General features: G+C 55.3%; 19 protein-coding genes. 3 read left to right on the top strand and 16 right to left on the bottom strand.

Features of this window, described 5'->3' with window-relative positions:
* Positions 1-42: 42 nt before the first annotated feature.
* The 4 genes from GKQ23_RS06135 to GKQ23_RS06120 form a co-directional block, all read right to left on the bottom strand.
* Entirely contained in the window at positions 43-2598 is a 2556-nt protein-coding gene (locus GKQ23_RS06135) for a TonB-dependent siderophore receptor (protein ID WP_249168484.1), read from the bottom strand.
* A 42-nt stretch (positions 2599-2640) separates the two neighbouring features.
* Entirely contained in the window at positions 2641-3627 is a 987-nt protein-coding gene (locus tag GKQ23_RS06130) for a TonB family protein (protein WP_212410055.1), read from the bottom strand.
* A gap of 509 nt (positions 3628-4136) precedes the next feature.
* A complete protein-coding gene (locus tag GKQ23_RS06125; RefSeq protein ID WP_212410054.1) occupies positions 4137-4643 on the bottom strand; it encodes an RcnB family protein in 507 nt (168 codons plus the stop codon).
* 381 nt (positions 4644-5024) lie between these two features.
* Positions 5025-6578 (bottom strand): BCCT family transporter, encoded by a 1554-nt coding sequence (locus GKQ23_RS06120; RefSeq protein ID WP_212410053.1) that lies wholly within the window; start codon positions 6576-6578, stop codon positions 5025-5027.
* A 293-nt stretch (positions 6579-6871) separates the two neighbouring features.
* Here GKQ23_RS06120 and katG point away from each other — a divergent pair, with 293 nt between their 5' ends.
* Complete coding sequence (gene katG / locus GKQ23_RS06115) at positions 6872-9076, top strand: catalase/peroxidase HPI (RefSeq protein ID WP_212411598.1); 2205 nt, start codon at positions 6872-6874, stop codon at positions 9074-9076.
* 226 nt (positions 9077-9302) lie between these two features.
* The gene (locus GKQ23_RS06110; RefSeq protein WP_212411596.1) at positions 9303-9920 is read left to right on the top strand and encodes a Fic family protein; all 618 of its coding nucleotides are present in this window, start codon (positions 9303-9305) and stop codon (positions 9918-9920) included.
* Here GKQ23_RS06110 and GKQ23_RS06105 read toward each other — a convergent pair.
* The 4 genes from GKQ23_RS06105 to GKQ23_RS06090 all read right to left on the bottom strand — a co-directional run bounded on the left by GKQ23_RS06105 (position 9917) and on the right by GKQ23_RS06090 (position 13202).
* Positions 9917-10087, bottom strand: coding sequence for a hypothetical protein (locus GKQ23_RS06105; protein ID WP_212410052.1), 171 nt, complete (start codon positions 10085-10087; stop codon positions 9917-9919). The genes GKQ23_RS06110 and GKQ23_RS06105 overlap by 4 nt on opposite strands.
* Positions 10088-10360: 273 nt before the next feature.
* On the bottom strand, positions 10361-11347 hold the full coding sequence (locus GKQ23_RS06100) for an NAD(P)H-quinone oxidoreductase (RefSeq protein ID WP_249168483.1): 987 nt from the start codon (positions 11345-11347) through the stop codon (positions 10361-10363).
* Between the two features lie 65 nt (positions 11348-11412).
* Positions 11413-11739, bottom strand: a complete 327-nt coding sequence (locus GKQ23_RS06095) for a carboxymuconolactone decarboxylase family protein (protein ID WP_056232177.1) — start codon at positions 11737-11739, stop codon at positions 11413-11415.
* A 23-nt stretch (positions 11740-11762) separates the two neighbouring features.
* On the bottom strand, positions 11763-13202 hold the full coding sequence (locus GKQ23_RS06090; RefSeq protein ID WP_212410051.1) for an NAD-dependent succinate-semialdehyde dehydrogenase: 1440 nt from the start codon (positions 13200-13202) through the stop codon (positions 11763-11765).
* 60 nt (positions 13203-13262) lie between these two features.
* On the opposite strand from GKQ23_RS06090, the gene GKQ23_RS06085 reads away from it, so the two are divergent.
* Entirely contained in the window at positions 13263-14243 is a 981-nt protein-coding gene (locus tag GKQ23_RS06085) for a LysR family transcriptional regulator (RefSeq protein ID WP_249168482.1), read from the top strand.
* A gap of 221 nt (positions 14244-14464) precedes the next feature.
* On the opposite strand, the gene GKQ23_RS06080 is transcribed toward GKQ23_RS06085, so the two are convergent.
* From GKQ23_RS06080 to sctT, 8 genes are all read right to left on the bottom strand, one after another.
* On the bottom strand, positions 14465-14707 hold the full coding sequence (locus GKQ23_RS06080; protein WP_249168481.1) for an acyl carrier protein: 243 nt from the start codon (positions 14705-14707) through the stop codon (positions 14465-14467).
* A gap of 92 nt (positions 14708-14799) precedes the next feature.
* A complete protein-coding gene (locus tag GKQ23_RS06075) occupies positions 14800-16305 on the bottom strand; it encodes a hypothetical protein (protein WP_212410050.1) in 1506 nt (501 codons plus the stop codon).
* A 288-nt stretch (positions 16306-16593) separates the two neighbouring features.
* Complete coding sequence (locus GKQ23_RS06070; protein WP_212410049.1) at positions 16594-17808, bottom strand: IpaD/SipD/SspD family type III secretion system needle tip protein; 1215 nt, start codon at positions 17806-17808, stop codon at positions 16594-16596.
* 57 nt (positions 17809-17865) lie between these two features.
* A complete protein-coding gene (locus GKQ23_RS06065; protein WP_212410048.1) occupies positions 17866-19137 on the bottom strand; it encodes a type III secretion system protein in 1272 nt (423 codons plus the stop codon).
* Between the two features lie 36 nt (positions 19138-19173).
* The gene (sctE, locus tag GKQ23_RS06060; RefSeq protein ID WP_212410047.1) at positions 19174-21189 is read right to left on the bottom strand and encodes a type III secretion system translocon subunit SctE; all 2016 of its coding nucleotides are present in this window, start codon (positions 21187-21189) and stop codon (positions 19174-19176) included.
* 26 nt (positions 21190-21215) lie between these two features.
* Complete coding sequence (sicA, locus tag GKQ23_RS06055) at positions 21216-21716, bottom strand: type III secretion system translocator chaperone SicA (RefSeq protein ID WP_249168518.1); 501 nt, start codon at positions 21714-21716, stop codon at positions 21216-21218.
* 181 nt (positions 21717-21897) lie between these two features.
* Positions 21898-22962: an EscU/YscU/HrcU family type III secretion system export apparatus switch protein gene (locus GKQ23_RS06050; protein WP_212410045.1), complete on the bottom strand. Its 1065-nt coding sequence runs from the start codon at positions 22960-22962 to the stop codon at positions 21898-21900.
* A gap of 13 nt (positions 22963-22975) precedes the next feature.
* On the bottom strand, positions 22976-23740 hold the full coding sequence (sctT, locus tag GKQ23_RS06045; protein WP_212410044.1) for a type III secretion system export apparatus subunit SctT: 765 nt from the start codon (positions 23738-23740) through the stop codon (positions 22976-22978).
* Between the last annotated feature and the right edge of the window lie 12 nt (positions 23741-23752).

Below are 23752 nucleotides of genomic sequence, written 5' to 3'. Positions count from 1 at the left end.
ATGGCTCACCGGGCAACCGCTTACGCCAGCCCGGTTGCCCTCTTACCAGTTGTACGCCACGCCCAGCCAGAACTGACGTCCGGCTTTGTAGGTGACGACTTTGGAGTTGGCACCGGTGGTCTGCGAGGTTTCGATCACCGAGTCCAGCACGTTGATCACGTCCAGCGTCAGGTCAACGCTCTGATCTTTGTACACCGGCTGGTTGTAGCTGAAGCGCCAGTCGTAGGAGATATAGTCCTTAAACTTGATCTTGTCGTACCGGGTGGCGGAACCTTCATAGCTGCCGCAGGCTCCGTCTTCTGACGGACAGCTAACGGTGCTGGTGGTGTAACCGCTGTAACCGGCGGTATAGCCGATATTCTGGTTCCAGTTCAGGCGGATCGCCGGGAAGAAGGTATTGACGTTGACAAAGGCGGTCCACGGCGTGTTGAAGTCCAGCGCATCCATTGCCCCTTTTTCGATTAACTTACCGTCGAAGATCACCATATTTTCATCGGTGTCGCTCTGCTCGTAGTAGGTCTGCGAGCTGGACTTGTTTTTCACGATGCTCGCGCCCAGCGACCAGCCGACGTCGGCCCAGCCAAACTGCATCGGGCTGATCGGCTCGGCGCTTAACGAGAAGGTATCGCCGCGGGTTTTGGCATTGTTATCCAGCACGTAGCTTTTACCACCATCGGCGTCGGTTACCGTTTTACGACCGAACTGATCCTGACCGCTGCGGTTGACCCACTTCGCCGTCCACAGCGTGTCGCCGATGCGCTGGGAAAGCCCAAGTGACAGTTCGTCGCTGTACGGGGTTTTCAGGCTGGAGATATCGTAGTCAATAGCGTTAGTACGCGTATCCCCCACCGTCCAGGCATCGGTTGCGCTGGTACGGGTAAGGATATTGTAAGAGCTGATGCCCTGGCGCAGCTTATAGGCCAGCAGGTTCTGCCCGTAGTAGCGGTTGGCACCACCAAACACGCGGGTGGTGCGGTCGCCAAATACGTCATACGAGGTGGCAAAGCGCGGGGCCAGCGTCAGGTTGCCAAGGAAGTCGTCATACTGGGCGCGCACGCCCGGCGTCACTTCCAGATTGCCGAAGTTCATGCTGTCCTGCAGATAAACCGCATAGTTGGTGTAGTTGCCGCTGACTTCGCGGGCCGGGTACAGGGTCACGCTTTTGAAGTACTGCTCACCGTCGATACAGAAGTCATCGCCTGACTGACAGACCACGTTTCTGTCAATGGTCGAGGTACCCCGGCTCAGATTAACATCCCGAAAACGCTTGTAGCGGGCGCTGTAGAGATCCACTTCCCAGCCAAGGTCTAACTGATGCTGTAGCCCCATAAACTTAATCGGGTTCAGCTCATAGTCCTGCTTCAGCGTGGTGGTACGTTTCTCCGTGGCGAAGGATCCATATCCCCCCAGGTTACCGTTGGCGCTGCCCCAGGTAATCACGTTAGAGACAAAATTACTGGCGGTGGTGTAATGACGCCAGGTCTGATAGGTATCAGACTCATGGTCGATTTTGTTTTCTTCAAACTGGTAACCGGCAAGACTGGTCATTTTCCCCCAGTCAGCCACGTGCTCCCACTCTATATTGGTGCGATAACCGCCGCCGGTATTGGTATAGGAGCCATTTTTGGCGTTAGTTTTAAAATACTTCGATTCATGCGGCGAATACATGCCGGTCAGGCGGAAAATATCGCCGTTATCGGCCAGATAAGTTCCTTTCAGCAAATACGTTTCCGCAAGACGCGTTTGATCGTCCCACTCTTCCAGCGCCGACTGATAAAAAGGAATGGTCGACTTCTGACGGTTATAGGCAAAGATAAAACCGGCTTTATCACTGAGTGGCTGATTCGCAGAGAAGGAGTAAAACTCTTTTTTGAACTTCGGCTGATAGGTGTGTTTGGTGGCCGAGTAAAAATCTTCACCGATGGCTTCATCAATGTGATAGCGCGTCCAGGCGTCGCGGGTCGTGCGGTAGGAAATTTTGCCGGAGGACTTTTCCAGGTCCGGATCTTTCAGGCGCGCATCCACCACCCCGCCGGTAAAGTCACCGTATTTCGCCGAGACGTTGCTGTCGAACACCTCCAGCTGCTCTACCAGCTCAGAGTTGATCCAGTATGACTGGGTGCCGCCAGCGGGCAGATCGGTTGGGGAGAACCCATCGGGATCGTTACTCAGTTCCCCGCCGTTCGCCCCCGGGTTAATGGTGTTGTTGTTCGACAGGCCGTCGATCATAAAGTTGTTGTTATAGAACTTCTCACCGTGGAAGGAGACGTTTTCCGGCGCGATTTCCCCCGGCGTGTTGCTGCTGTCGGTGGTATTGGCGAAGCGCACGTTAGGGTTGTGCTTCAGCAGCTCGGTAATGGTGCCGTTCTGGGTCGGCATCCGGGCGATCTGCTCTTTGGTGAGGATCTGGGTGCCCATCGACTGGCTGGTCGGCGTGGATCGCACCAGAATAGTATCTTCCCCTGCCGTATTCTCAGCCGGGGTATTCTGCTGTGTTTCAGCGTTGTTTAATGACTGAGCGTCCGTATTGTCATCCTGCTGGGCCATAGCCGCAGCTGGCACCAGCGAGAGTGCCATAATAATACCGAGTTTGTTCACTGTTTTTCCCGAGGTTTATAATTGCTGTAGCAAAAAAATATTTTAATTTTCGAGCGCGACCTGGCCATTTAATTTAAACACGATCGAGGCAACCTGGTCGTTAACCGCCGCCTGCGTCTGATAACGCCAGCGTGCAATATCTTTGGTCACCGACTGAGCAAATACGCCGACCGGTGTTTCAGACAGAATTCGCACGTTGGTCACGGTGCCGCTGGCGGTGACGTCAAACTTAATGCGCACCCGCCCTTCCACCCCCAGCGCTTTGGCGCGCTGTGGATAATCGACCCGCCGGTGCAGCGCACGGAAATTCTGGTTATTGCTGCTGCCCGCGCCCCGCGCGGCGTTGCCGCTGTCGCTGCTGCCGGCGTTCAGCGCGCTGCCGGCGGCCTGGCGGGAGCTGCCGCTGGCCGCTGCGGTCTGGCCACCCGTTGCGGCGTTGGCCTGAGCGGTGGCGTGGGTCGATGTGGTTGGCGCGTTCTGCGCAGCAGCGCGGACGACGGCAAGCTTTGCCGGGGCCGCCTGGCTTTCGCTATGACGGGCCGTGCGGCGCTCGGGGTCGGCGGCCTGCTGCGGCGCCACGGGCTGGGCGTTTTTCTGACGCGAAGCCGCCGCTTTCAGCCCGGCATCACGGGCGGCCTCACGCGCACGGGGTAAGGCTATTTCCGGATCGGGCAGGGTCACTTCGGTCGCCAGCGGTCGTGCGCTCTCGCCAGCAACCGCACCGGTGGGTTGCGCAGCGGACGCGCCGGCAGGCAGCGCGGAGGACGGGTTCGCCGCCATGGCGGCAGGTGGTGATGAAGCCGCGGCTGCGGGCTGGCCGTGGCTGGCGCTGAGCACGCTGAAGGCCACCGCGCCGCCGGCGTTACCGGCCATCACCAGCGGCGGCACCCGCTCTTCACGCAGCAGGCCGACGATCAGCGCCACGTGCAGCAGGATCGACAGCGTGACTACGCCGGGCAGCCGCCATTTCACCGGCCAGCGCTCCCCCGTCGTAAACCCGTCTGCTGTCAACGTCTGTGAGTTTTTCACATCCAACCCCTGGTGCCGTTAATAATCTTTTTAGCTAAAAACGCTACATATCATCACGTTATGCCATATAGCTGAATGATAATTATTTTACAAACGATAATTATTAGCAATTAAAATTTACACCTGGCGAACAAAACCGTGCTAAACGTCAACAAATCTGTTGCTAAAAAAAGACTCAACAACTTGAAAAATTGTGGTTTTATACAAACAAACCACGAAGTGTAAAGGCTTACACTGTCAAAATAACTGGGGCTGGCTTACGAACGAGTGGAATGTCCGGCCAACGCGGCAGGATCGGGATAACAGGAACAGATTTTCAGTACCGCAATCAGAGGCGTCAGGCACGGCCTGCGAGTGCAGCAGAATCAGAGGCGGCAGGAACTGCCTGCTATAGCGACAGAATCAGAGAGCAGAAAAGGCCTGCCAGATCGGCAAAATCAGAGAGCGGGAACGGCCTGCCGATACGGCAGGCGCGGACGGATAATCAGCTGAGGAGAATGCGTAGCCGGTTACTGTTTGTAGAAGATTTCGCCGGATTTAGCCGACAGGATCTTCCCTTCTGCATCGGTAATCAGCACATAGTTGCCGCCCATATAGGTCCAGTGGCTGCTGGCCTCCGGTGCCGGCAGGTGGCGGGTTTTCCAGTCGCTGACGATATATTTTTTGCTGCGGTAGAGGTCCGGCACCACGTCACCGAGGGTGAAGCGTTTAAAATCGGCGAAGAAGGTTTTCACCTCATACGGGTCCGCCGGGTTGCTCTGGCTTTCCGCCGCCGCGCCCTGCTCGTCAGCGCCGGAAAGCGCGTTCTGGCTCTGCGGGGTCTGCACCGGCGGGGTTGCCGGAGCGTCCGGGGTAAGCGCTGGGGCAGCAGATTGATCTGCGGCCGCCGGCGCGCTGCTGGTTTCAGGCGCGGCGGCCGGGGCGTCGGCTTCACCGGCGGCAAAGGCGGCTGAGGTCGTAGCAAGGGCCGCTACTGAGAAAACGGCGGAACACAACATGACGTTTAACTTACGCATAGCTTCTCCAAATGGGGTTCACCTGCCGGCCGTTCTGTGCAGCAACCCGGCCGGCCAGTATGAGCGGGCGGGCACCGGTCTCCGCCGTCAGTCAGACGTTAGAGGGCATAACGGTGGAATGGTTCCGGCACAACTGACGCAATATTAATAGGATATCGGCGCCTGCTGTGGGAATTATTGTCAGAAAAGATGACAGCGGCGGGCGGGTAATCCGGGGTTGGCAACGTCAGGGGGCCGGGGCGCGTTCGATCAGGGTTGCTGGCTGAGCAGCATCGCTGCTCCGCAGGGGAGATCGTGGCGCGTACGGTCAGCGTTACCGGTTAAGCAGCGCCGCCTGCCCGCAGGTATTATGCCCCGGCCTGGCGGCCGGGGCGCAGTGGGTCAGCGCGGCGGACCAGGCAACGCCAGCTCCGTGCGCTGCAGGTCGCGGTACAGGCTAATGATATACAGCAGGATCACCAGCGAGAACGGCAGGCCGCACAGCACCACGGCGGTCTGCATGGCGTTGAAGCTGCCCGCAGAGAGCAGCGCACAGCACACCACGGTGGTCACCACCGCCCAGAACACCCGCAGCCATGCCGGTGCATCATCGCGGATTGAGCCGCCGCGCGAGGAGAGGTTAGCGATCATCAGGGTGCCGGAGTCGACCGGGGTAAGAAACAGGAAGAAGCTGATTACCACGGTAAAGCCGGCGGTCACCCGCGTCCACGGCAGCGACGCCAGCAGCTGGTACACCGCCATCGGCGGGTCGTTCAGGGCCACCCTGCCCAGCAGCGCGTTACCCTGTTCCAGCACCAGCGCTATAGCGGTGTTGCCGAACAGCGACAGCCAGGCGAGGGTGAAGCCCAGCGGGATCAGCATCACGCCGAAAATCAGCTGGCGCACGGTGCGCCCGCGTGAGATACGGGCGATAAACAGGCCAACGAACGGTGCCCATGACACCCACCACGCCCAGTAAAACAGCGTCCACATCCCCTGCCAGTGCCGCGCCTGACCATAGAGATAGACGTCGAAGCTTTTTCTCACCAGCGCGGAGAGATAGTCGCCGGTGTTCTGCAGCAGGCCGTTAAGCAGGTGCAGCGTCGGACCGGCGATAAATACAAACAGCAGCAGCAGGCACAGCAGTACCACGTTAACACGCGACAGCATGGCAATCCCCTTCTCTACCCCGCTGACCGCCGCCAGCGTTGCCACCACCATCATCGCCACCAGCAGACCGGTGATAACCAGGGGGGTTTGCGGCACCTGGAACAGGTAGTTCAGCCCTGAGCTGACCAGCAGCGCGCCAATGCCGAGATTGGTCACCATCGAGACAACCGTGACCAGAATACCAAAGCCGTCCACCAGATGGCCGGGCCAGCCGTTGACGCGCTCGCCACACAGGCCGTACAGCGCCGAACGCAGCGCCAGCGGCCGCCCGCCGCGGTAAGCAAACCAGGCGAGCGCCGTCGCGATCAGGGCGTACAGCGCCCAGCCGTGCAGCCCCCAGTGCAGGAAGGTCAGTACCATGGCGTTACGTGCCGCCTGTACCGTGCCCCCGCTCCCTTCCGGCGGCTGCAGGAAATGGTCGAGCGGTTCATAAGCACCGTAGTAGACCAGCGCGATGCCGATCCCGGCGGAAAACAGCATCGCCACCCAGGACAAATAGCTGAATTCAGGCACATCGTGCTCCTGGCCCAGCTTCAGCCCGCCGAAACGCGACAGCGCCAGCCAGAACACAAACAGCATGCACACCACCATCAGCAGCATGTAGTACCAGCCAAACACGTCGGCCATCCCCTGCTGGGCCTGCGCCAGCCAGCGCTGGCTGGCGGCGGGGTAAAGTACGATCGGCAGGCTGAGCAGCGTAATCACCGCCGCGGAGCCGGTAAAGACGGGCAGGTTAAGCCGCTGCGCGGGCGGCGTTTCATCGGGTTGCTGACGAATCACTGTCATGATGTTTTCCATAAGGGGGGAGATAACGGCTGCGTTTAACAAAAATCATCAATAAAAATCTTAATTTACTGATGTTTTCGCAGCATATGCGTGATTAATTGAACGTTCAATTAAAAAAGGCATCGTATTTTTACGAAAAATTCAAAAATGGGATGCAGCGTGGGCGAAGGCGGACACCGCAGATTTACCTAAGCTACGGGCTATCAGATTGGTCGGTTGTAACGTTTATCACTTATAGTAAGAGGCAGTTATTGTAGGGGTATTCACTGAAGCAAACGGAGCCCAACATGAGCATGTCAACCGAGCACGATAGCGATAATAATAACGCCGTACCCGCAGGAAAATGTCCGTTCCCTCACGGTCAGTCTGATGAGAAAAGCGTGCTGGCGCGCGGTGCGGGCAGCGGCACCAATAATACCGACTGGTGGCCCAACCAGCTGAAGGTCGAACTGCTGAATCAGCACTCCTCACGTTCCAATCCTTTAGGCACCGCCTTCGACTACCGCAGCGAATTCAGTAAACTCGACTACTTTGCCCTTAAGGGCGATATCAAAGCGCTGCTGAGCGATTCCCAGTCCTGGTGGCCTGCCGACTGGGGCAGCTATATCGGCCTGTTTATCCGCATGGCGTGGCACAGCGCCGGCACCTATCGCACCATCGACGGGCGCGGCGGCGCCGGCCGTGGCCAGCAGCGTTTTGCGCCGCTCAACGCCTGGCCGGATAACGTCAGCCTCGACAAAGCGCGCCGCCTGCTGTGGCCGGTGAAGCAGAAATACGGTCAGAAGATCTCATGGGCCGACCTGTTTATCCTCGCCGGTAACGTCTCGCTGGAGAATGCCGGCTTCCGCACCTTCGGCTTTGCCGCCGGGCGCGAAGACGTCTGGGAACCGGATCTCGACGTCAACTGGGGCGATGAGAAAGAGTGGCTGGCGCACCGCCATCCGGAAGCGCTGGCCAGCGCGCCGATCGGCGCCACCGAAATGGGCCTGATCTACGTTAACCCGGAAGGACCGGAAGCCAGCGGCGAACCCGCCTCGGCCGCCCCGGCGATCCGCGCCACCTTCGGCAATATGGGCATGGACGACGAGGAGATCGTCGCGCTGATCGCCGGCGGCCATACGCTGGGTAAAACCCACGGTGCCGCTGCCGCCAGCCACGTCGGCGTCGATCCGGAATCCGCCCCGCTGGAAGCGCAGGGCTTCGGCTGGAACAGCAGCTACGCCAGCGGTGCCGGCGCGGATGCCATCACCTCCGGCCTGGAAGTGGTGTGGACGCAAACCCCGACCCAGTGGAGCAACTACTTCTTCGAGAACCTGTATAAATATGAGTGGACCCGGGTCCACAGTCCGGCGGGGGCGATCCAGTTTGAGGCCAGCAACGCCGAGGCGATCATCCCCGATCCGTTCCACCCCGGCCAGAAGCGCAAGCCGACCATGCTGGTCACCGACCTGACGCTGCGTTTCGATCCGGAGTTCGATAAGATCTCCCGCCGTTTCCTCAACGATCCGCAGTCGTTTAACGAAGCCTTTGCCCGCGCCTGGTTCAAGCTGACCCACCGCGATATGGGGCCAAAAGCGCGCTACCTCGGCCCGGAAGTGCCAAAAGAAGACCTGCTGTGGCAGGATCCGCTGCCGGCGGCCAGCCATCAGCCCGGCGCCGAAGAGATTGCCAGCCTGAAGGTGGCGATCGCCGCCAGCGGGCTGAGCGTCGGTGAGCTGGTGTCGACCGCCTGGGCCTCCGCCTCGACCTTCCGCGGCGGCGACAAGCGCGGCGGTGCCAACGGTGCCCGCCTGGCGCTGGCCCCGCAGAACGGCTGGGCGGTGAACGCCACCGCCGCCCGCGTGCTGCCGCAGCTGCAGGCGATCCAGCAGGCGTCCGGCAAGGTCTCGCTGGCCGACGTGATCGTGCTGGCCGGCGTGGTGGCAATTGAACAGGCCGCGGCGGCGGGCGGCATCAGCATCCACGTGCCCTTTACGCCGGGCCGCGTTGACGCGCGCCAGGATCAGACCGACGTGGAGAGCTTCGCGCTGCTCGAACCGCTGGCCGACGGTTTCCGCAACTATCGCCGGGTGCGTGGCGGCTCGTCGACCGAAACGCTGCTAATCGACAAAGCCCAGCAGCTGACCCTCAGCCCGCCGGAGCTGACCGTGCTGGTCGGCGGCCTGCGCGTGCTGGGCACCAACTTCGACGGCAGCCAGCACGGCGTGCTGACCGCGCGCCCAGGCGTGCTGAGCAACGACTTCTTCGTTAACCTGCTGGATATGCGCACCCGCTGGCAGGCGCAGGAAGGATCGAACGAGCTGTTCAGCGGCAGCGACCGCCAGAGCGGCGAACAGCGCTATACCGCCACCCGCGCCGACCTGGTGTTTGGCTCCCACTCGATCCTGCGCGCGGTGGCCGAAGTCTACGCCAGCAACGATGCGCAGCAGAAGTTCGTCGCCGACTTTGTCGCGGCGTGGACGAAGGTGATGGAGCTGGACAGGTTTGATGTGCAGTGAGTGACGGGGCGTAGTGGATACGCCCGATAAGATGCAAGCCCGGTCGCGTCTGGCCGGGCTTAATAGTAAGCAGGAGGATTTCTGAAAGGTAATGGTGCGTTAACAGAGATATTCAGAACGACTTTTGAGTCAACTTTATCCCCAATATCATCCTCATGTTTAAGACGTCAGAACTCTATAGCGTTATAGTCTTCCTGTTCTCTCCTCTTTGGCACAGGGCATCGCCATGAACCGGTATCATGTCTCCAACAGTGAAGGTCAGTTTGAGAAAGGCTCAGGTGAGCAAGTTCTGGCTAACAGGCTGGGAATTTCGCGTACTGATGAAATCGACGACGCTGAACTTATTCTGTTAGAAAAACTCTACCACTCTGTTTTTGAAGAAAAATTCCCGACAGGAAGAATTAATGTTGCCCTGTTGAAAAACTGGCATCGTCGCTGGCTAGGGAACATTTATGAGTGGGCCGGGCAGGAGAGATCGGTCAACATCAGTAAGGGAGGGTTTATGTTTGCTCCTTCAGCACAACTTCCAAAACTACTTGAAGAATTCGATGAAAAATATCTTGCGCTCCACACGCCCTGCAGCGGCCTGGAAGAAGAAGAGCTTATCGCGGCTATTGCTATCGTCCATGTGGAACTGATACTTGTTCATCCGTTCAGGGAAGGAAACGGGCGTTTGTCGCGGTTGTTAGCCGATGTGATGGCAGTTCAGGGAGGCTATAAACCTCTGGATTATCGAAGCTGGGAGCAAAATAAGACCGGCTATGTTTCAGCCATCCATGCCGGTATGTCAATGAACTACGACCCCATGAAGTACTGGGTCAGGCAAGCATTGAGAAACGACTAAACCGCCAGCCGGAGATGGGCAAACCTCTTACGTTTTTCTTCAAGTGAGGCTTCGATCTTAGCGGATGACTGACCGGTCTCTACCGCCGTAGAGGTGGCAACAGAGCGGGCAATATCTGCACGGGACGGCACAGCATAGGGTGCCTGTGTTTTTTTAATTTCGCTCATTATCACTCCCATCAGCCACGTTTCGGTTAATAAATCACTGCCGGTAATTATACCCGTCTTTCTCTGTAAATTCACGGCTTCTGTCCACCGTATCATTCATCTGGCCGCATTTAACAATAACCTTTTTCAGCCCTGTTCATCGAAATGTCGCCACCTCCCCGCCCCACTTTGCGTCCTCCCTGCAGGTTTGTTAACCCGCTCAGCATTGAGCATACGCTGATAGCTAAGGGCCTCCCTGAACAAGGAGCCGGGGTGATATTGACAGTTGTCAGATCAATCCATCTTCAGAACAATTTTCCCAACGTTCAGCCCGGCCTCCATACGCTGATGCGCAGCCGCCGCATCTGACAAAGGATATACGCTGTCGATAACGGGGATCAGCACGCCGTTTGCAAAGCTCGCAAGCCAGTGCTCGCGGAATCTGCGGGACATGGCATGCTTAACGTCCTGCGAACGTGATTTCATCACCGTGCCTGCAATGTGCAGATGACGGTATAACAGCCGGTCGAGCGGGATTTTAGCGTTATCAATGCCGCCCATAATGCCAATCTGAATCAGGCGTCCGCCAAAAGCGAGCGCGTTAATATTACGTTCAAAGTAAGGTGCGCCAATAAAGTCGAGGATCAGATCCACCCCCTTACCGTCGGTTGCCTTATGCACCACCTCTGCGAAGTCCTCATTCTGGTAGTCAATAAGCCAGTCTGCCCCCAGCAGGCGGGCCTGCTCCTGATTAGCCGCTTTTACGGTGGTAAAAATGGTGGCCCCGGTCGCGCGCGCCAGCTGGACCGCGGCCCCTCCTACTCCGCCCGCCCCGGCGTGAATCAAAACCGATTCTCCGGCTTTTAATTTCCCGAGGTGTATCAGCGCTTCATGCGCGGTGACAAACACCTCGGTAATCGCCGCCGCCTGAATATAATCAAGATTATCGGGGATCGGCATCGCCATGCGGTAATCAATGCGCGAGTATTCCGCGTACGCGCCGCCGCCGACGATCCCCATCACGCGGTCACCTGGCCGGTAGCCGGTGACCGCATCGCCTGTCGCAATCACCTCTCCGGCGATTTCCAGCCCCATAAGGGTCGAATCACCAAAATCAGGGCGGCCATACCCCCCTTTACGGTGGGTCAGATCGGCGCGGTTGACACCGGCAGCGTAGGTACGTATCAGCAGATCCTCCGGGCGCAGCTGAGGTTTTTCCACTTCTGCCAGTTTCAGTACGTCCGGCGTGCCAAAGTCTTCAAAGGTGATAGCTTTCATCATCGTCTGCTCCGTTAAGTCAGTGATGTGATGCCGCCGTCTGCGGGTTACAGACCGGCGGCACGTCATTATCGGGTTTCTGCAAAGGTGGCGTTCGCACAGGCAGAAGCGGTGATCGCCGCCGGGAAGCCGGCGTAAAATGCCAGATGCGTGATGACCTCACTCAGTTCCGACTCGGTCAGGCCGTTTTCTATGCCACGACGCAGATGTGCAGGTAACTCATTGGCATGGTTCAGCGCAATAAGGCAGGCGATGGTAATCAGGCTGCGATCGCGCGGTGCCAGCGCCGGATCGGCCCAGACCCCGGAGTAAAGCGGCTGCTCAACAAAATCCGCGAGTTTAGGCGTAAACGGGCGTGCGGCGGCGCGCGGGCTGGTAAAGTCGATAGGTTTCATGATGATATTCTCCGCTTAACTGTTCAGATCTGGCTGATGAATTTGTTGGTCAGATACGGGGCAATCCCTTCACGCCCGCCCTCGGAACCGTGACCGCTCTCTTTCATGCCGCCAAACGGCAGTTCAGTGGCGATGATGCGGTACTGATTAATGCCAATCATGCCGGCCTCAAGCCCGTCCCCGACGTCAAGTGCGGTCCGCGCGCTGCGGGTAAAGGCGTAGGCAGACAGCGCGTAAGGCAGCCGGTTTGCCTCTTCAAGGCCATCGGTGATGGTGTCAAACGGACGCATCACGGCGATCGGACCAAACGGCTCCTCGTGCATGATGCGGGCGCTCAGCGGCACGTTGGCCAGTACGGTGGGCTCAAAGAAGAAGCCGGGACGATCGAGGCGTTTACCACCGGTCAGCACTACCGCTCCCTGTGCTACCGCGTCGTCGACCAGCGCGGCCATTTTCTCCAGCTGCCGTTCGTTGGCCAGCGGCCCTACCTGAGTGCCCTGCGCCATACCGTCACCGATTACCAGTTCCCGGGTGGCCGCCACAAAGCGCCCGACGAAGCGGTCATAAGCACCGCGCTGGATCAGGAAACGCGTTGAGGAGATACAAATCTGCCCGGTGCCGCGGAAGCGGTTTGCCGCACCGTCCGCCGCGGCCGCCTCTATATCGGCATCCTCAAAGACCAGCACCGGCCCGTGACCGCCCAGCTCAAGCGAGATCGGTTTCACGCCCGCAGCGGCGCGTTCAGACAGTAAGCGCCCAACGGGAACGGAACCGGTAAAGGCAACCTTGCGGATAATCGGCGAAGCGATAAGTTTTGCTGAAACCTTGTCAGGGACGCCGAACACGATTTGCAGCACGCCTTTCGGCAAACCCGCATCATCCAGGCAGCGCGCCAGCGCCAGCGCCGTTGCCGGGCTCTCTTCGCCGGGTTTGAGGATCACGCTGCAGCCTGCTGCCAGCGCGGCAGAGAGTTTTCTGGCCGGCGTAATGGCCGGGAAGTTCCACGGGGTAAACGCCGCCACCGGGCCAATCGCCTGCCGCTTAACCAGCTGCTGCACGCCTGGGCGGTTAGCAGGTACCACGCGGCCATCAATACGACGCGCTTCTTCAGCGAACCATTCAAAGTAGTCCGCCGCGCGCTGGACTTCGTCACGGCTTTCCACCAGCGGCTTGCCCTCTTCCAGCGTCATCAGCGTTGCAATATGCTCCGCCCGATCGCGCATCAGAGCGGCGGCTTTTTTCATGATGCGTGCACGCTCATCCGGCACGGTGTTACGCCACAGGGTAAAACTGTCGTGGGCGGTCACCAGCGCCTGGTTCAGGTCGGTATGGGTTGCCATTGGCAGGCGACCGAGGCTCTTACCGTTTGCCGGATTGATCACCGCCAGGGTGTCACGGTCTTCGGCAGTCAGCCACTGGCCGTTAATAAAAAGATAAAGTGGATCATACTGTTGCGTTTGCATAAGGGCTTCCTCTCAGAATAAATCGGTAATCTCTTACTGGTGAGGAGAAGCTTAAGGGAGATGCGTATTGCTGATAAGATAGCCATTACCCACAACAGCTATGCAAAGAATGCACAGATGCAGTCAGAAAAGTTTGCTGAGTTTTTAGGCGTGTTTGTTGATGTCGCCAGGGAGAGCAGTTTCTCCGGTGCAGGCCGCCGGCGCGGGCGTACTCCCTCTTCGGTCGGCCGTCAGATCGACGCGCTGGAATCCTACCTTGAAACGCCGCTGTTCTTACGTTCCACCCGCCACCTGACGCTGACCGATGCCGGAGAAGCGCTGCTGGTCCGCGCGCGGCAGATACTCGATTCTCTGGATGATGCCCGCCAGGAACTGGCCTCGATGAAGGGTGACGTGACCGGCACGCTGCGCGTTGCCTGTTATCCGACGTTTGGCAAGCGCTACGTACTGCCGGTGATGGGTCAGCTTGCCCGCCAGTATCCGGACCTGAATGTTGAACTGGACCTGACGGAGCGGATCGCCGACCCGGTGGCGGAGCGGCTTGACGTGGTCATACGCATCGGCGATATGGCAGACAGTACGCTGATTGGTACGCGCATCGCCATACAGACCCGTGTACTCTGCGCCAGTCCGGCATACCTTGCCCGCGCCGGCGCGCCGGTGGCGCTGAACGAGATTGCCGCCCATCGCCTTATCGACAAGCTGCACGGGGCCGACCTGCTGCGCTGGAGCGATGTGCTCGGCCATCCGGCACGCTGCAGCCATGCTCAGCCCGTTTTCGGCTGCGATGATTTTGAAGCGATGCGCCTTGCCGCTATCGAAGGTCTGGGCATTGCTTACCTGCCCGACTGGGTGGCTGGGCCCGATATTCAGGCCGGTGTACTGACGCAAATCTGCCCGGAATGGGCCGATCACGCTGCCGCATCAACGGGGATCTATGCGCTGCGCGCGCTGCGAAACCCGCCCGCGCGGGTGAGCATCTTTATGGATGCGCTACGCGCTTATATCGGGCAGCCGTTTAGCTGGTCAACCCGCGAGTAGCGCAGCGGGTGCGGCAGCTGACACAAGGGGGAAAGCCTGACGCCGGACGAGTACCGGTTGATGGCTGAAAACACGGAAATCTCAAAAAGTGGCTTATTTGCCGCAAAGAGCTGCGGGTGAAACGATCACCGGAGAGTGAATGGCCGCGCGAAAATCGGCGGCCATGCAGAAGGGTTCGACGCATTAAAACAACCAAATCGTGCGGTCAGAGACGCAGCACTTTACAGGTCGTTAGTGAAGTAAGCGGCTAAACGATCCGCGGTTAACTGGCTGTTAACTTGCGACTCCGGAATGACAATATTGTATTCTTCAAGCTGCATCAGTAAATCAATGAGTTCAACAGAATCCAGTGCCAGGTCGTTAATCAGGCTGTCATGCTGCCCAATTTTTTCAGCTGGAAGGCCACTGGCTTGCTGAATCAGCCCGTATACTCGTGACAGAGCCTGTTCTTTATTCAGTGCCAAAATTACTTACCTTCTGAAAATAAAGTCCGGTTATTGAAAATTTTCTGAGACTCCAGGGACTCAACGGGCGCCCGCTCAACGAAGCACCGCTCCTACACTTTATAAGTGTCTTTCATACTATTACGGATCTTATTGTATGTGTCTTTCAGATCATTTATCTCCACTTCTGCTTCCTTCTGATCGTTATAAGCTCGGGTGATGTGATTGACCGTATTGGTTCCCCGGAAAGAAAAGGGAGAGAGGCTGTTCCATGACGCATTAACCTTATGCTCAGCAGAAGCCGTATTCAGTGAAGAGTGACGCCCCTGGGACGGTGCAGGTTTAACCGTGCCAGATGCACCTTTTGTCGCGGCTGGCTGACGCCGCTCGACCTTACGGACAGGTTGCTCGGATGAAGCCGAAACATCTGAAGAATGCGTATCCGTATCCGGCGAGGGTGGCGTGCTCTCTGCTTTAGCGTCAGTGTTGCTGTTCAGAGTAAATTCCTTGTCCGCTAACGGCTGCACCAGTGCCGCTTGTACCGGCTCAGCCGCAGGCTGCATATCCACATTATCATCATCACCGAAAGCCGTTGCGCTGGCGATGTGAGAAAAATTATCTGGCTTACCAACCTTACGTTGTAATGCCGAAAAGTCATCTAATAGCTTAATTTTCGCTGCATCATCAAGCGGTGCCTTACACAAGGATTCATTAAATTTAGACCGATAACCATCCCCCTCGGCGAGGACATGACCGGGAGAGCCGTATATCACAGCGTTACCACCATTACCTCCATTAATAGTGATATGGATATCACGGGCGTCGGCAGGTACTGACGTGGTGAACCTTTGCGGAGCAACATCGGCATTATCTGCCCCTGTTGCAGGAGGAGGGGTAGCAGCCTGATGTCCTGCATCCGGCTGGTCTGGATCATGATGAATCAGTGTTTTCGCAATAGCGCCGGTGGCATACTCGAAAAATGCACCATTCTGAGTGAGAGTAGCCCAGGACTGGTTAGGCTTAGTCAGCTGGCTGCTCAGCACCTTAAACATATTTTCGCAGGCCTCGAAACTTTTGTTAAATATCTTATCGTCGCTGTCACCGCCATCAGGCCTGTTGTGATGATGCTGCCATGCCTTACGACACTCCTCCTTAAAAGCCTCCTTCTGCTTATTCAATGAATTTTGGCCATATTTGTGCATCAGACGGCCGAGTTCTTTCGAAATTTCATTCTCCATAGAGGGGTTATTTTTAGCATCTCCCTCTGGCTTCATCTCAGACAGGAGAGAGAAAACATTGTTGAAGGCTGACATATCATACGATGCGATATCCCCGGCGATGATCCCCAGCAGCATTTTTGCCTGCTCGCCCTCGTCACTCAGCTTCATACTACGCAGGTTTTCGGGCAGGTTCGCCAACGTCAGTTCGCGGTACATCGCTTTCGCCTCAAGTGACTGTGGCTTCTCTTTAAAAGCCCTGGCCGCAGCAGGATCAGAATTAATAGTCTTAATCACGCTTAATAACGGGCTTTCGGGTATTCTGACGTCAGCAACCGGGCCTGAACAGCCCGTATTGTAAGACTCGCTAAGCGGCCTGTTGGCCATATTGATCTCATTCATTATCCATCTCCTTAAAAGTATATCTGGTGAGGGGTTATGCTGCAGGGGAGTAACACTGCCATTACTCAGGATAAAACAGAGAGTTATTCACAAGATTCAAACCCTGTCTTCTCTGCTGGCAATATGATCGATTCCCGATTGCAAATAACCAGGCTGTCAGAGGTACTGCTGCACGGCCTGCTGAATGGCAGCAGCATAATAGAAATTTCGATGCTGGCAGGCTGATACGCCTTTCCCCTGACGCAAAAATGCGGAAACACTGGTTATAATCCCCAGCCTTTTCAGTTATCAGCTCAGGTTTCTGAATACTTCTTTCGCACTATCGGCGAGGGCGCTGATTGCACCGCTCAGTACTTTATTTAAATTATCAAAAGTACTGTTTGCCTGACTGTAACGCTGCGCAAAGGATTGCATATTACTTTGCAGGCCAGTGCCAACAGCGTTAAAGGAGGCAAGCCAGGCCTGATAGGTTGCCGTTGAAACATCCTGAGGGTCCGCGTCAAGCTCCACGAATTCCCAAGTGGGGGGCATTCGTCGCCAAACTGTTGCCTCCACACCAGCCGGATAGTCAGCCGAATTATCATATTGACTCATGTTCAACGATATTTTCCCGTTAATTTCGAGTTCAAAAGCCGGTGCCATGGTCGTTATCCAATGCTGTTTGGCAACATCATCCATATGTTCCCACCCCTTCACATAACCAAGACTTTTTTCTATTTCATGCCTTTTCTCTCTGAAAGCCTCATAAGCTTTATTTAATATCCTGGGATCAATTTCAACCTTACTACTTTCATTTCCGCTACCGATTGCCTCACCAGCTGCATTTTGTACCGTCTCATTATACGCCTGATACATATCTGCGTAGGCTTTCATCAGTCGCGCATATTCATCAACATAATCGTTTTTTATGCTACCTACCGCCTCGGCAAGCACCTGCCATAAATCCGCGTAGCTGGTGCTGGTGCTGATTTCACTCTTTTTAGCCTGCTTTGCTTCCAACTCCAGCTTCGCTTTTGTCTGTACCTCAGCACGGCGGGCGGTCAGGGCGTTATTACGGAGATCGCTGGAGATCTCGCTGGTGGCCTCTGTCACCACCTCGGCCAGCCGTTGCTGGCAGGCCGCCAGGGCCGTAACGTCAGCCTGCGGCTTATCAAAGGCGGTCATCATCGCCTGCCGCAATTCGCTGGCCTGCAGCAGTTTACCGGTAGCAATCTCCCGCGCGGCGGGGGGCAGCCCTAGCCCGGCAAAAGCGTTGCTCAACGCGTTCATTCTGGCTTCGGTATCAGCAAACGTCTTATCTCCGCTGGACTGCGGGGCCAGGCAACGCAGTATGTTCAGCAATAACGCCGTTTCCCCGCCTGGCGGCGTATGGCCGGTGTGGTAAACCGCCCCTTTGGCCTCCTGCGGCGCAGTGATGCCCGCACCGGTAAGCCCTTTAGCATCAGTCGGCATCGCATGTGCGTCCGCGGCCTTATGGTGGTAGCTGTTCGTGATTTCGGTCATTTCTGGTTCTCCATTTCAGGGCGGAGACCCTCTCTCCGCCGCTGTATCAGGGATTGATCAACGCATACGCTCAGAGATAGATGATGCAGTGCTGTTATTGGTGTTAAGCGCAGCTTCCAGCGCCTGGGTCAGCGCAGTACGGGTTTCACCGGCTTTCTTCGCGGCCTGCTGATGCGCGCCGGAAACTTCGCTGTTTACCGACTGATCGGCACGCGCCAGTTCGGCTTCTCTGGTCTGGCTGGCAGCGGCAACATCATAGGAGTTATTCACAATGCCCTGAGTCGAGTGAATAGCCTGGTTACCAAACTCCGACTGATGACGAATGCTCTGCGTATTGTTCTGAACAGTGCTGTGGTTACGGCGCAGGCTTTCGCTGTTCAGTACGGATTTAGCATCATGACCGGACATGGCACTTTCTACATTACGATCCAGTGGTGAGCCGCGCTGCAGCATAGTATCTGCGCTCTGCTTAATCGCATTCTGATTGGTGCGCAGGCCGTGCTCGAGGTCGTGCGCCTTACCGAGATTCTGGGTGATCGATTTGGACTCCTTACCCAGTGCCTTCAGGCTGCGCGCTGTGGTGGCCCCCTGTGCTGTCACCCCCATCACACCGGCAGTAATCGCCCCGTTCATCCGCTGCTGCGCCGCTTCAATTGTTTTGGTTCCGGCACGTTCCGCGGCGTTAACCATACGAGCCGTGGCGCGGGCGGAGGATTGCGCAGCAGTGGCTTCGGCCTGATTCAGCGTGACATTCACCGTGTTCATCACCTCAATCAGGCGCATATCACCCATTACGTTAATAAAGCGGCTACCGGTACTCTCGACGGCGGTAATATCGGTGCCAGCTTCAATCGCCGGCTGCGAGCGGGTAAGAGCGCCGCCGGCAGACAGCGCACCAGCGCTTGTTACTTCCCGGGAGGGGGTGCTGCTTTCACTGCCTTTGCTGTTTATCTTAGGCGTCGGGATGTGCGAGGCTAACAGCGTTGCTGCTGAGGCGGCAACACCTTCCAGTTTACCGGCATCAGAGGGTGCCTGCAGATCGGCCGACATTTTTACCAGCGCGCTGGCCTGCTCTGCATGCAGCTTCTCCACGCCTTTAGCGGGTTCAGCTAACGCTGGTTTCGCACCGCTATCGCTGAGCATCACGCTTTGCCCGTTCAGCAGTGCCGTAATAACACCGGGCTGGGATGCCAGCGCGCTAAACTCTTTTGCCTTGTGGTAAGGCTGTGCCGCAGAGCCATTGACGTTAGCGGCAGGCTGCTCTGAACTTTCAGAGCGGGACAGATAACGATCCTGTACTGGCTGACCAGCAACCGACAAATTACTCATAATTTAATATCCTTTTTTATTAAATAAACAACAGAATTATCCGGCCACCGAACTCATTTGTCGGGTAATAAACTTACCGGCCTGGGATTTGTTTTCAGCGACGCTGGCAATGTTTTGCATAATGGAATTTACCGTTGCCATCCTGTGACTGAAGCTTTCCACAACGCGATCCATAATTTCATTAAGCAGGTCCTGCAAAACAATACTATTCATCATCTTCGCCTGCGCTTTAGCAGCATCAACCATCATCTCGGCAGTATGGATGCTACCTGCAGTCTGAACCGCAGTATTCGCCATTCCGCCAGCGCTTAACGCCATCTCGGCACGGTTGGCAAACTTCGCAACCTTCACTTCACTCATACCGCTTGCGCGGCCGGCGCCCTGGCTGATGCGTTTTAAGATTTGCCCGACGCTGCTGTCCATCAGCTTTTGCATTAATTTCTGCGTGCTTTTTTGCGCAACCTGCTCCGCAACTTCTTTAACTGCCTCTTTAGCCACGCTTTCCATTACCTGTTTAACGACCTGTTTTTCAATCTCAACAGCCGCCGTTTTCACCACGGTTTTACTGGTTTCCTGGGCCAGCTGAGTGCCAATTTTTTGCATTACCATGCCGGCCACTTTACTGACAGCGCTGCTTGCAACAATCGCGGCGACAACCATCGTGGCGGCGGCGGCGACAGCGCCCAAAATCTGGCCTGCCAGCTCAGCGTTAGCTTTATCAACACCAACCGCTTCGAGCGCGTGCGTCAATAACTGGGCAAAGAATTCCATCATTGGCTGAATAACGCTTTCCATAAGCGGTTGCATCGCCATCTGGATAAAGGAATCGCCCGTAACGGCCTGGTAAATTTCATCGCCCACCGCCAGAGCCAGCCCTATCCCCGCCAGCGCAAGCGATGTACCACCGGTAAAGGCGGCAGCGAGCACACCGACTGCCGTCAGCGCCCATCCAATAGCTTTACCGATGCAGCCCATGGTTTTTTCCATCTCTTCGGCTTTGCGCACCTGCTCATCATATTCTTTGGCTTTTTTCTCGGCGTCTCTGGCTGACGCTTCAGCCAGCACCTGTTTCAGTTTGGCCGCTGAGTTCAGCTCCTCACCCGCGCTTTTGTCAATTAACTGAGCCATCAGCGCCATCAGGAACGTCAGAGAATCACTATTTTCATCCTTCTGATTTCGCTGAGCTTCGATTGCGCTCATCTGCTGTGGAGAAGTGGTTTCCACCAGCTGAGCGGCTTTATCAAGGGTTACCTGCAGATTGCTTTTCGCCTCGGCGACGGCCTGTTTTGCCACTGCCAGCGGTCCGCTGGCAAAATCCTCGTGATCCGCCTGCGCCGAATTCAGATGAGCCTGTGCCAGGGTAACCGCTTTTTTAGCATCATCGATTTGCTGCTGCAGATCCGGCGGAACCACTCTCAATCTGGCAGCCTGGGCTTCCAGTTCTTTTAACCTGCCCTGTTCTTTAGCCAGCAACAACTCTGCGTTCTGAATGGCTTTCTGCAGCCCCTGAGCCTGTTCCTGCGCAGCGGAGAGCGCTTCTTCACGGTTAGCCACCTCCTCTCCCTGCTCTTTCAGCTTGTCCGCCAGCTCACTGTATTTCGCTGATGCCCCGCTGTGCATGGCGTTGAAGGCGTTCAGCTTCGACAACATATTCTGCAGCGAACTCTCCTGGGTAAGATTGGTAATGCGGCCGATCAGCTCAGTAAGCTTTGCTGATGAACTCAGTTCGGGTTCGAGGCTGTTTTTCGTCAGCACACCACGCTCAGCTGCGGGAACGGGTGACTTCAGCTGCGGAATATCCTGTTGTTCGAGCCGCTCACGCCTTCCCGACCCGTTCAGCGCACCGCGGGTCGTTTGCAGTACCTGAAGCAGTTGCTCGGGCTTAAGTACCTGAAGTGCTTCTCTGACGCTGCCCGCACTGGCATGATTTTTTATAGCATCATTACCAAAGCGCTTTGCCTGATCGCTCTGTTTTTTTAACTCTGTCTGAGCGATATCTGACCCGGCGATCAGATGGTCACGCACGCCCGAACTATCAACATGCAAACTCATTATGATTCCTCATTGATATTTTTCGACTAAGGGCTGTCAACATTGCCACTATCAATTTCAGCAAGTGCTGAGAGATAAGCTTCTGCTTTTTTAATCAGCACACTATCGTCACATTGGTTAATTATGATCTCGAAGCATTTTCTCGCCTGAACCGCGCGACGCAACATTAAATTACACTGACCAGCGTAAAACATCGGTCGGTAATCCTGCTTTGAAAGAGAATATGCTAATGCATAAAAATCGATAGCTTTGCTGTAATTTTTCTTCAACTGATATACAGCAGCCAATCCCATTGCATACTCGGGATTGTAAAAATCATAGATGCATAAAAAACGGAATAAACCTTCGGCATCATTCAGCTTGCCATGATGGTAAAAATCATATGCCAGAGAATAAACATCCTGCATAGTCTCATTTGATACACCATGTACGTCTTTCAATGTCGCGCCATTTTGAATGGCATCCAGCAAGTTTCCAGCACAGGAATCTATTTCACTGTCCGTCTCTAAAAAATCCTTATCTTGCATATCTTCAGTTTTTTCTTGATCAATCATTCTCACCACCAACATTACGGGTAAATACGTCTATTCAACGTGGTTTATTTGCAATGCAGCCAGTAGAGTCGACAACAGAATACTACTGTGTCATCACCGCACTGAATACAAAAAAACCGTACAGGGTTAATTTCTTCTGACCTGTGACCAACGGTTACTCTTCGGCCGCCGCTTCCTGCGGGACCATACCGGCCGTTTCCACCTGGCGCAGCCAAATCAGAATATCCATGACATCCATCAGCAAATCGTCTTCCAGCGAAATGAAGCTGTGCTCACGATAGGTATGATAAAGCTTACGGGTTAGCGGTATGTAGCGAACTACCGGCACCCCAATTTCTTCCGCATAAGCAATCGCAGCGCGCGCTTTCATATTGGTTACCCGCAAAGAAATGAACGGCAGTGCGGCAACCTCGGGATTAAAGTAAATGGCCACGGCAATGTGGGTTGGGTTGGCCATCACCACCGCTGAGTTCCTGATTGCAGCCATATCACTGCCGGAGAGAATTTCCTGATGGGCGCGCCGTCTGGCACTTTTTATCTCCGGATTTCCGTCGCTCTCTTTTCGCTCCTGCTTAACCTCGTGCTTATCCATTTTTAGGTCCTTAAAGTGTAAAAAATACTCCACAATAAAATCAGCAACAAGGATAATTAAGGCACAAGATATAAATATAAAAACGGCTTTTAATGTTAAAGCACTCCATGTCATAACCAGCTCAGAAATATCCATTCTGTAAGCCATTAGCGCCACTTTTAAGTCACCACGAATAAATATATTACAAGCACAGACAAAAACAATAAAATACAGAATTGCCTTAACCAGCTCTTTTATCGTGCGCACACTAAAGATTTTCTTAAACCCCTCAACAGGATTCAGTGCTTTAAAATTCAGTTTTAATGCTTTGGTTGCTATTGTAAAACGTGTTTGTAACAAGGTCATAGCAATGCCCGAAACACAGCAGGTAGCAATGAAAGGAAGCGCAAGATGAAAAAAAAGACGTAGTAACACGGCCATAAACTCTTCCATATTGACATCTGCACCCTGCAGCAATATTAACGTATAGAATTCAGTGAAGTCGTGGAAACTCATCATATTTACTAAAAAATAAACACCGATTAGCAACGTTACAGTCGTAATAAGATCCTTACTCTTAAACGTCTGGCCTTTCTTTGCTGATTCATTGCGCCTTTTATCGGTTGGTTTTTCTGTTTTCTCTGCCATACCCCCACCTCCGTCAGGGGAAAAAATTTCGGAACATCACCAGGGAAAACATTTTTAAAGGTTTCTCTGACAAGCCCTGAAATCCGTAGAATAAAAAAACAATGAAAGCAATAAAGCTCTTTACCGTCATTGATAAAGAAAACGGGTTAAGCTGCGGACAATAACGGGCAAATACGCCCAGTAAAATTTCCGATACCATCATCACTATCATCACCGGTGCAGCCATCAGGATGCTGCTCTGTACCAACACGTTTAACATACGGCCAGCGTGCTGCCAGTTAAATCCCGTTAACTCCCCGCCTTGCGGGAAAACATGGTAGCTTTGCACTAATACATCCATCAGTAAGTGCATGCCATCACTGGCAAAAAAGATCGCGCTGAAAGCAAAATTTATGAAACCGGAAAGCACCGATGCCTGCACACCATTGACCGGATCAATACTGTCACTGATAGTGGCACCTCGCTGGTTATCCAGAATCTCGCCCAGCCCGACCGCAATCCAGAAAGGGAGCGCCAGAGTCATCGCCAGTATCAGGCCAACTATGCACTCTTTTAACACCATAATGAGCACTCCCTGCTCCGGCATTATCTGCTGTTCAAAGCAGGGCCAGAGCCCAATGATTACCAGTGAGATAACCGAATTTTTTATAATCAGATTGGACAGTACTCGCTCACCTAACGCTGGCAGCATATAAAAGACAACAGCAAGCCTGGCGTAAGCTATCGCAAAGATGAGCACGCTATGTTGAAAATTGAGATACAACGCAACAAACAGCATATCTAACCGCTT

This window comes from Erwinia sp. E602 (assembly GCF_018141005.1).
Classification (GTDB): Bacteria; Pseudomonadota; Gammaproteobacteria; order Enterobacterales; family Enterobacteriaceae; genus Erwinia.
The sequence above is the reverse complement of the archived record's forward strand: the minus strand, read 5'-3'. Positions and strand labels throughout refer to the sequence as shown.

Bases quoted from the DNA above. Each gene is read 5' to 3' on its own strand.
- GKQ23_RS06125 (WP_212410054.1), bottom strand. From the start codon at position 4,643: ATGCGTAAGTTAAACGTCATGTTGTGTTCCGCCGTTTTCTCAGTAGCG.
- GKQ23_RS06120 (WP_212410053.1), bottom strand. From the start codon at position 6,578: ATGACAGTGATTCGTCAGCAACCCGATGAAACGCCGCCCGCGCAGCGG.
- katG (WP_212411598.1), top strand. From the start codon at position 6,872: ATGTCAACCGAGCACGATAGCGATAATAATAACGCCGTACCCGCAGGA.
- GKQ23_RS06110 (WP_212411596.1), top strand. From the start codon at position 9,303: ATGAACCGGTATCATGTCTCCAACAGTGAAGGTCAGTTTGAGAAAGGC.
- GKQ23_RS06105 (WP_212410052.1), bottom strand. From the start codon at position 10,087: ATGAGCGAAATTAAAAAAACACAGGCACCCTATGCTGTGCCGTCCCGT.
- GKQ23_RS06100 (WP_249168483.1), bottom strand. From the start codon at position 11,347: ATGATGAAAGCTATCACCTTTGAAGACTTTGGCACGCCGGACGTACTG.
- GKQ23_RS06095 (WP_056232177.1), bottom strand. From the start codon at position 11,739: ATGAAACCTATCGACTTTACCAGCCCGCGCGCCGCCGCACGCCCGTTT.
- GKQ23_RS06090 (WP_212410051.1), bottom strand. From the start codon at position 13,202: ATGCAAACGCAACAGTATGATCCACTTTATCTTTTTATTAACGGCCAG.
- GKQ23_RS06085 (WP_249168482.1), top strand. From the start codon at position 13,263: ATGCGTATTGCTGATAAGATAGCCATTACCCACAACAGCTATGCAAAG.
- GKQ23_RS06075 (WP_212410050.1), bottom strand. From the start codon at position 16,305: ATGAATGAGATCAATATGGCCAACAGGCCGCTTAGCGAGTCTTACAAT.
- GKQ23_RS06070 (WP_212410049.1), bottom strand. From the start codon at position 17,808: ATGACCGAAATCACGAACAGCTACCACCATAAGGCCGCGGACGCACAT.
- GKQ23_RS06065 (WP_212410048.1), bottom strand. From the start codon at position 19,137: ATGAGTAATTTGTCGGTTGCTGGTCAGCCAGTACAGGATCGTTATCTG.
- sctE (WP_212410047.1), bottom strand. From the start codon at position 21,189: ATGAGTTTGCATGTTGATAGTTCGGGCGTGCGTGACCATCTGATCGCC.
- sicA (WP_249168518.1), bottom strand. From the start codon at position 21,716: ATGCAAGATAAGGATTTTTTAGAGACGGACAGTGAAATAGATTCCTGT.
- GKQ23_RS06050 (WP_212410045.1), bottom strand. From the start codon at position 22,962: ATGGCAGAGAAAACAGAAAAACCAACCGATAAAAGGCGCAATGAATCA.
- sctT (WP_212410044.1), bottom strand. From the start codon at position 23,740: ATGCTGTTTGTTGCGTTGTATCTCAATTTTCAACATAGCGTGCTCATC.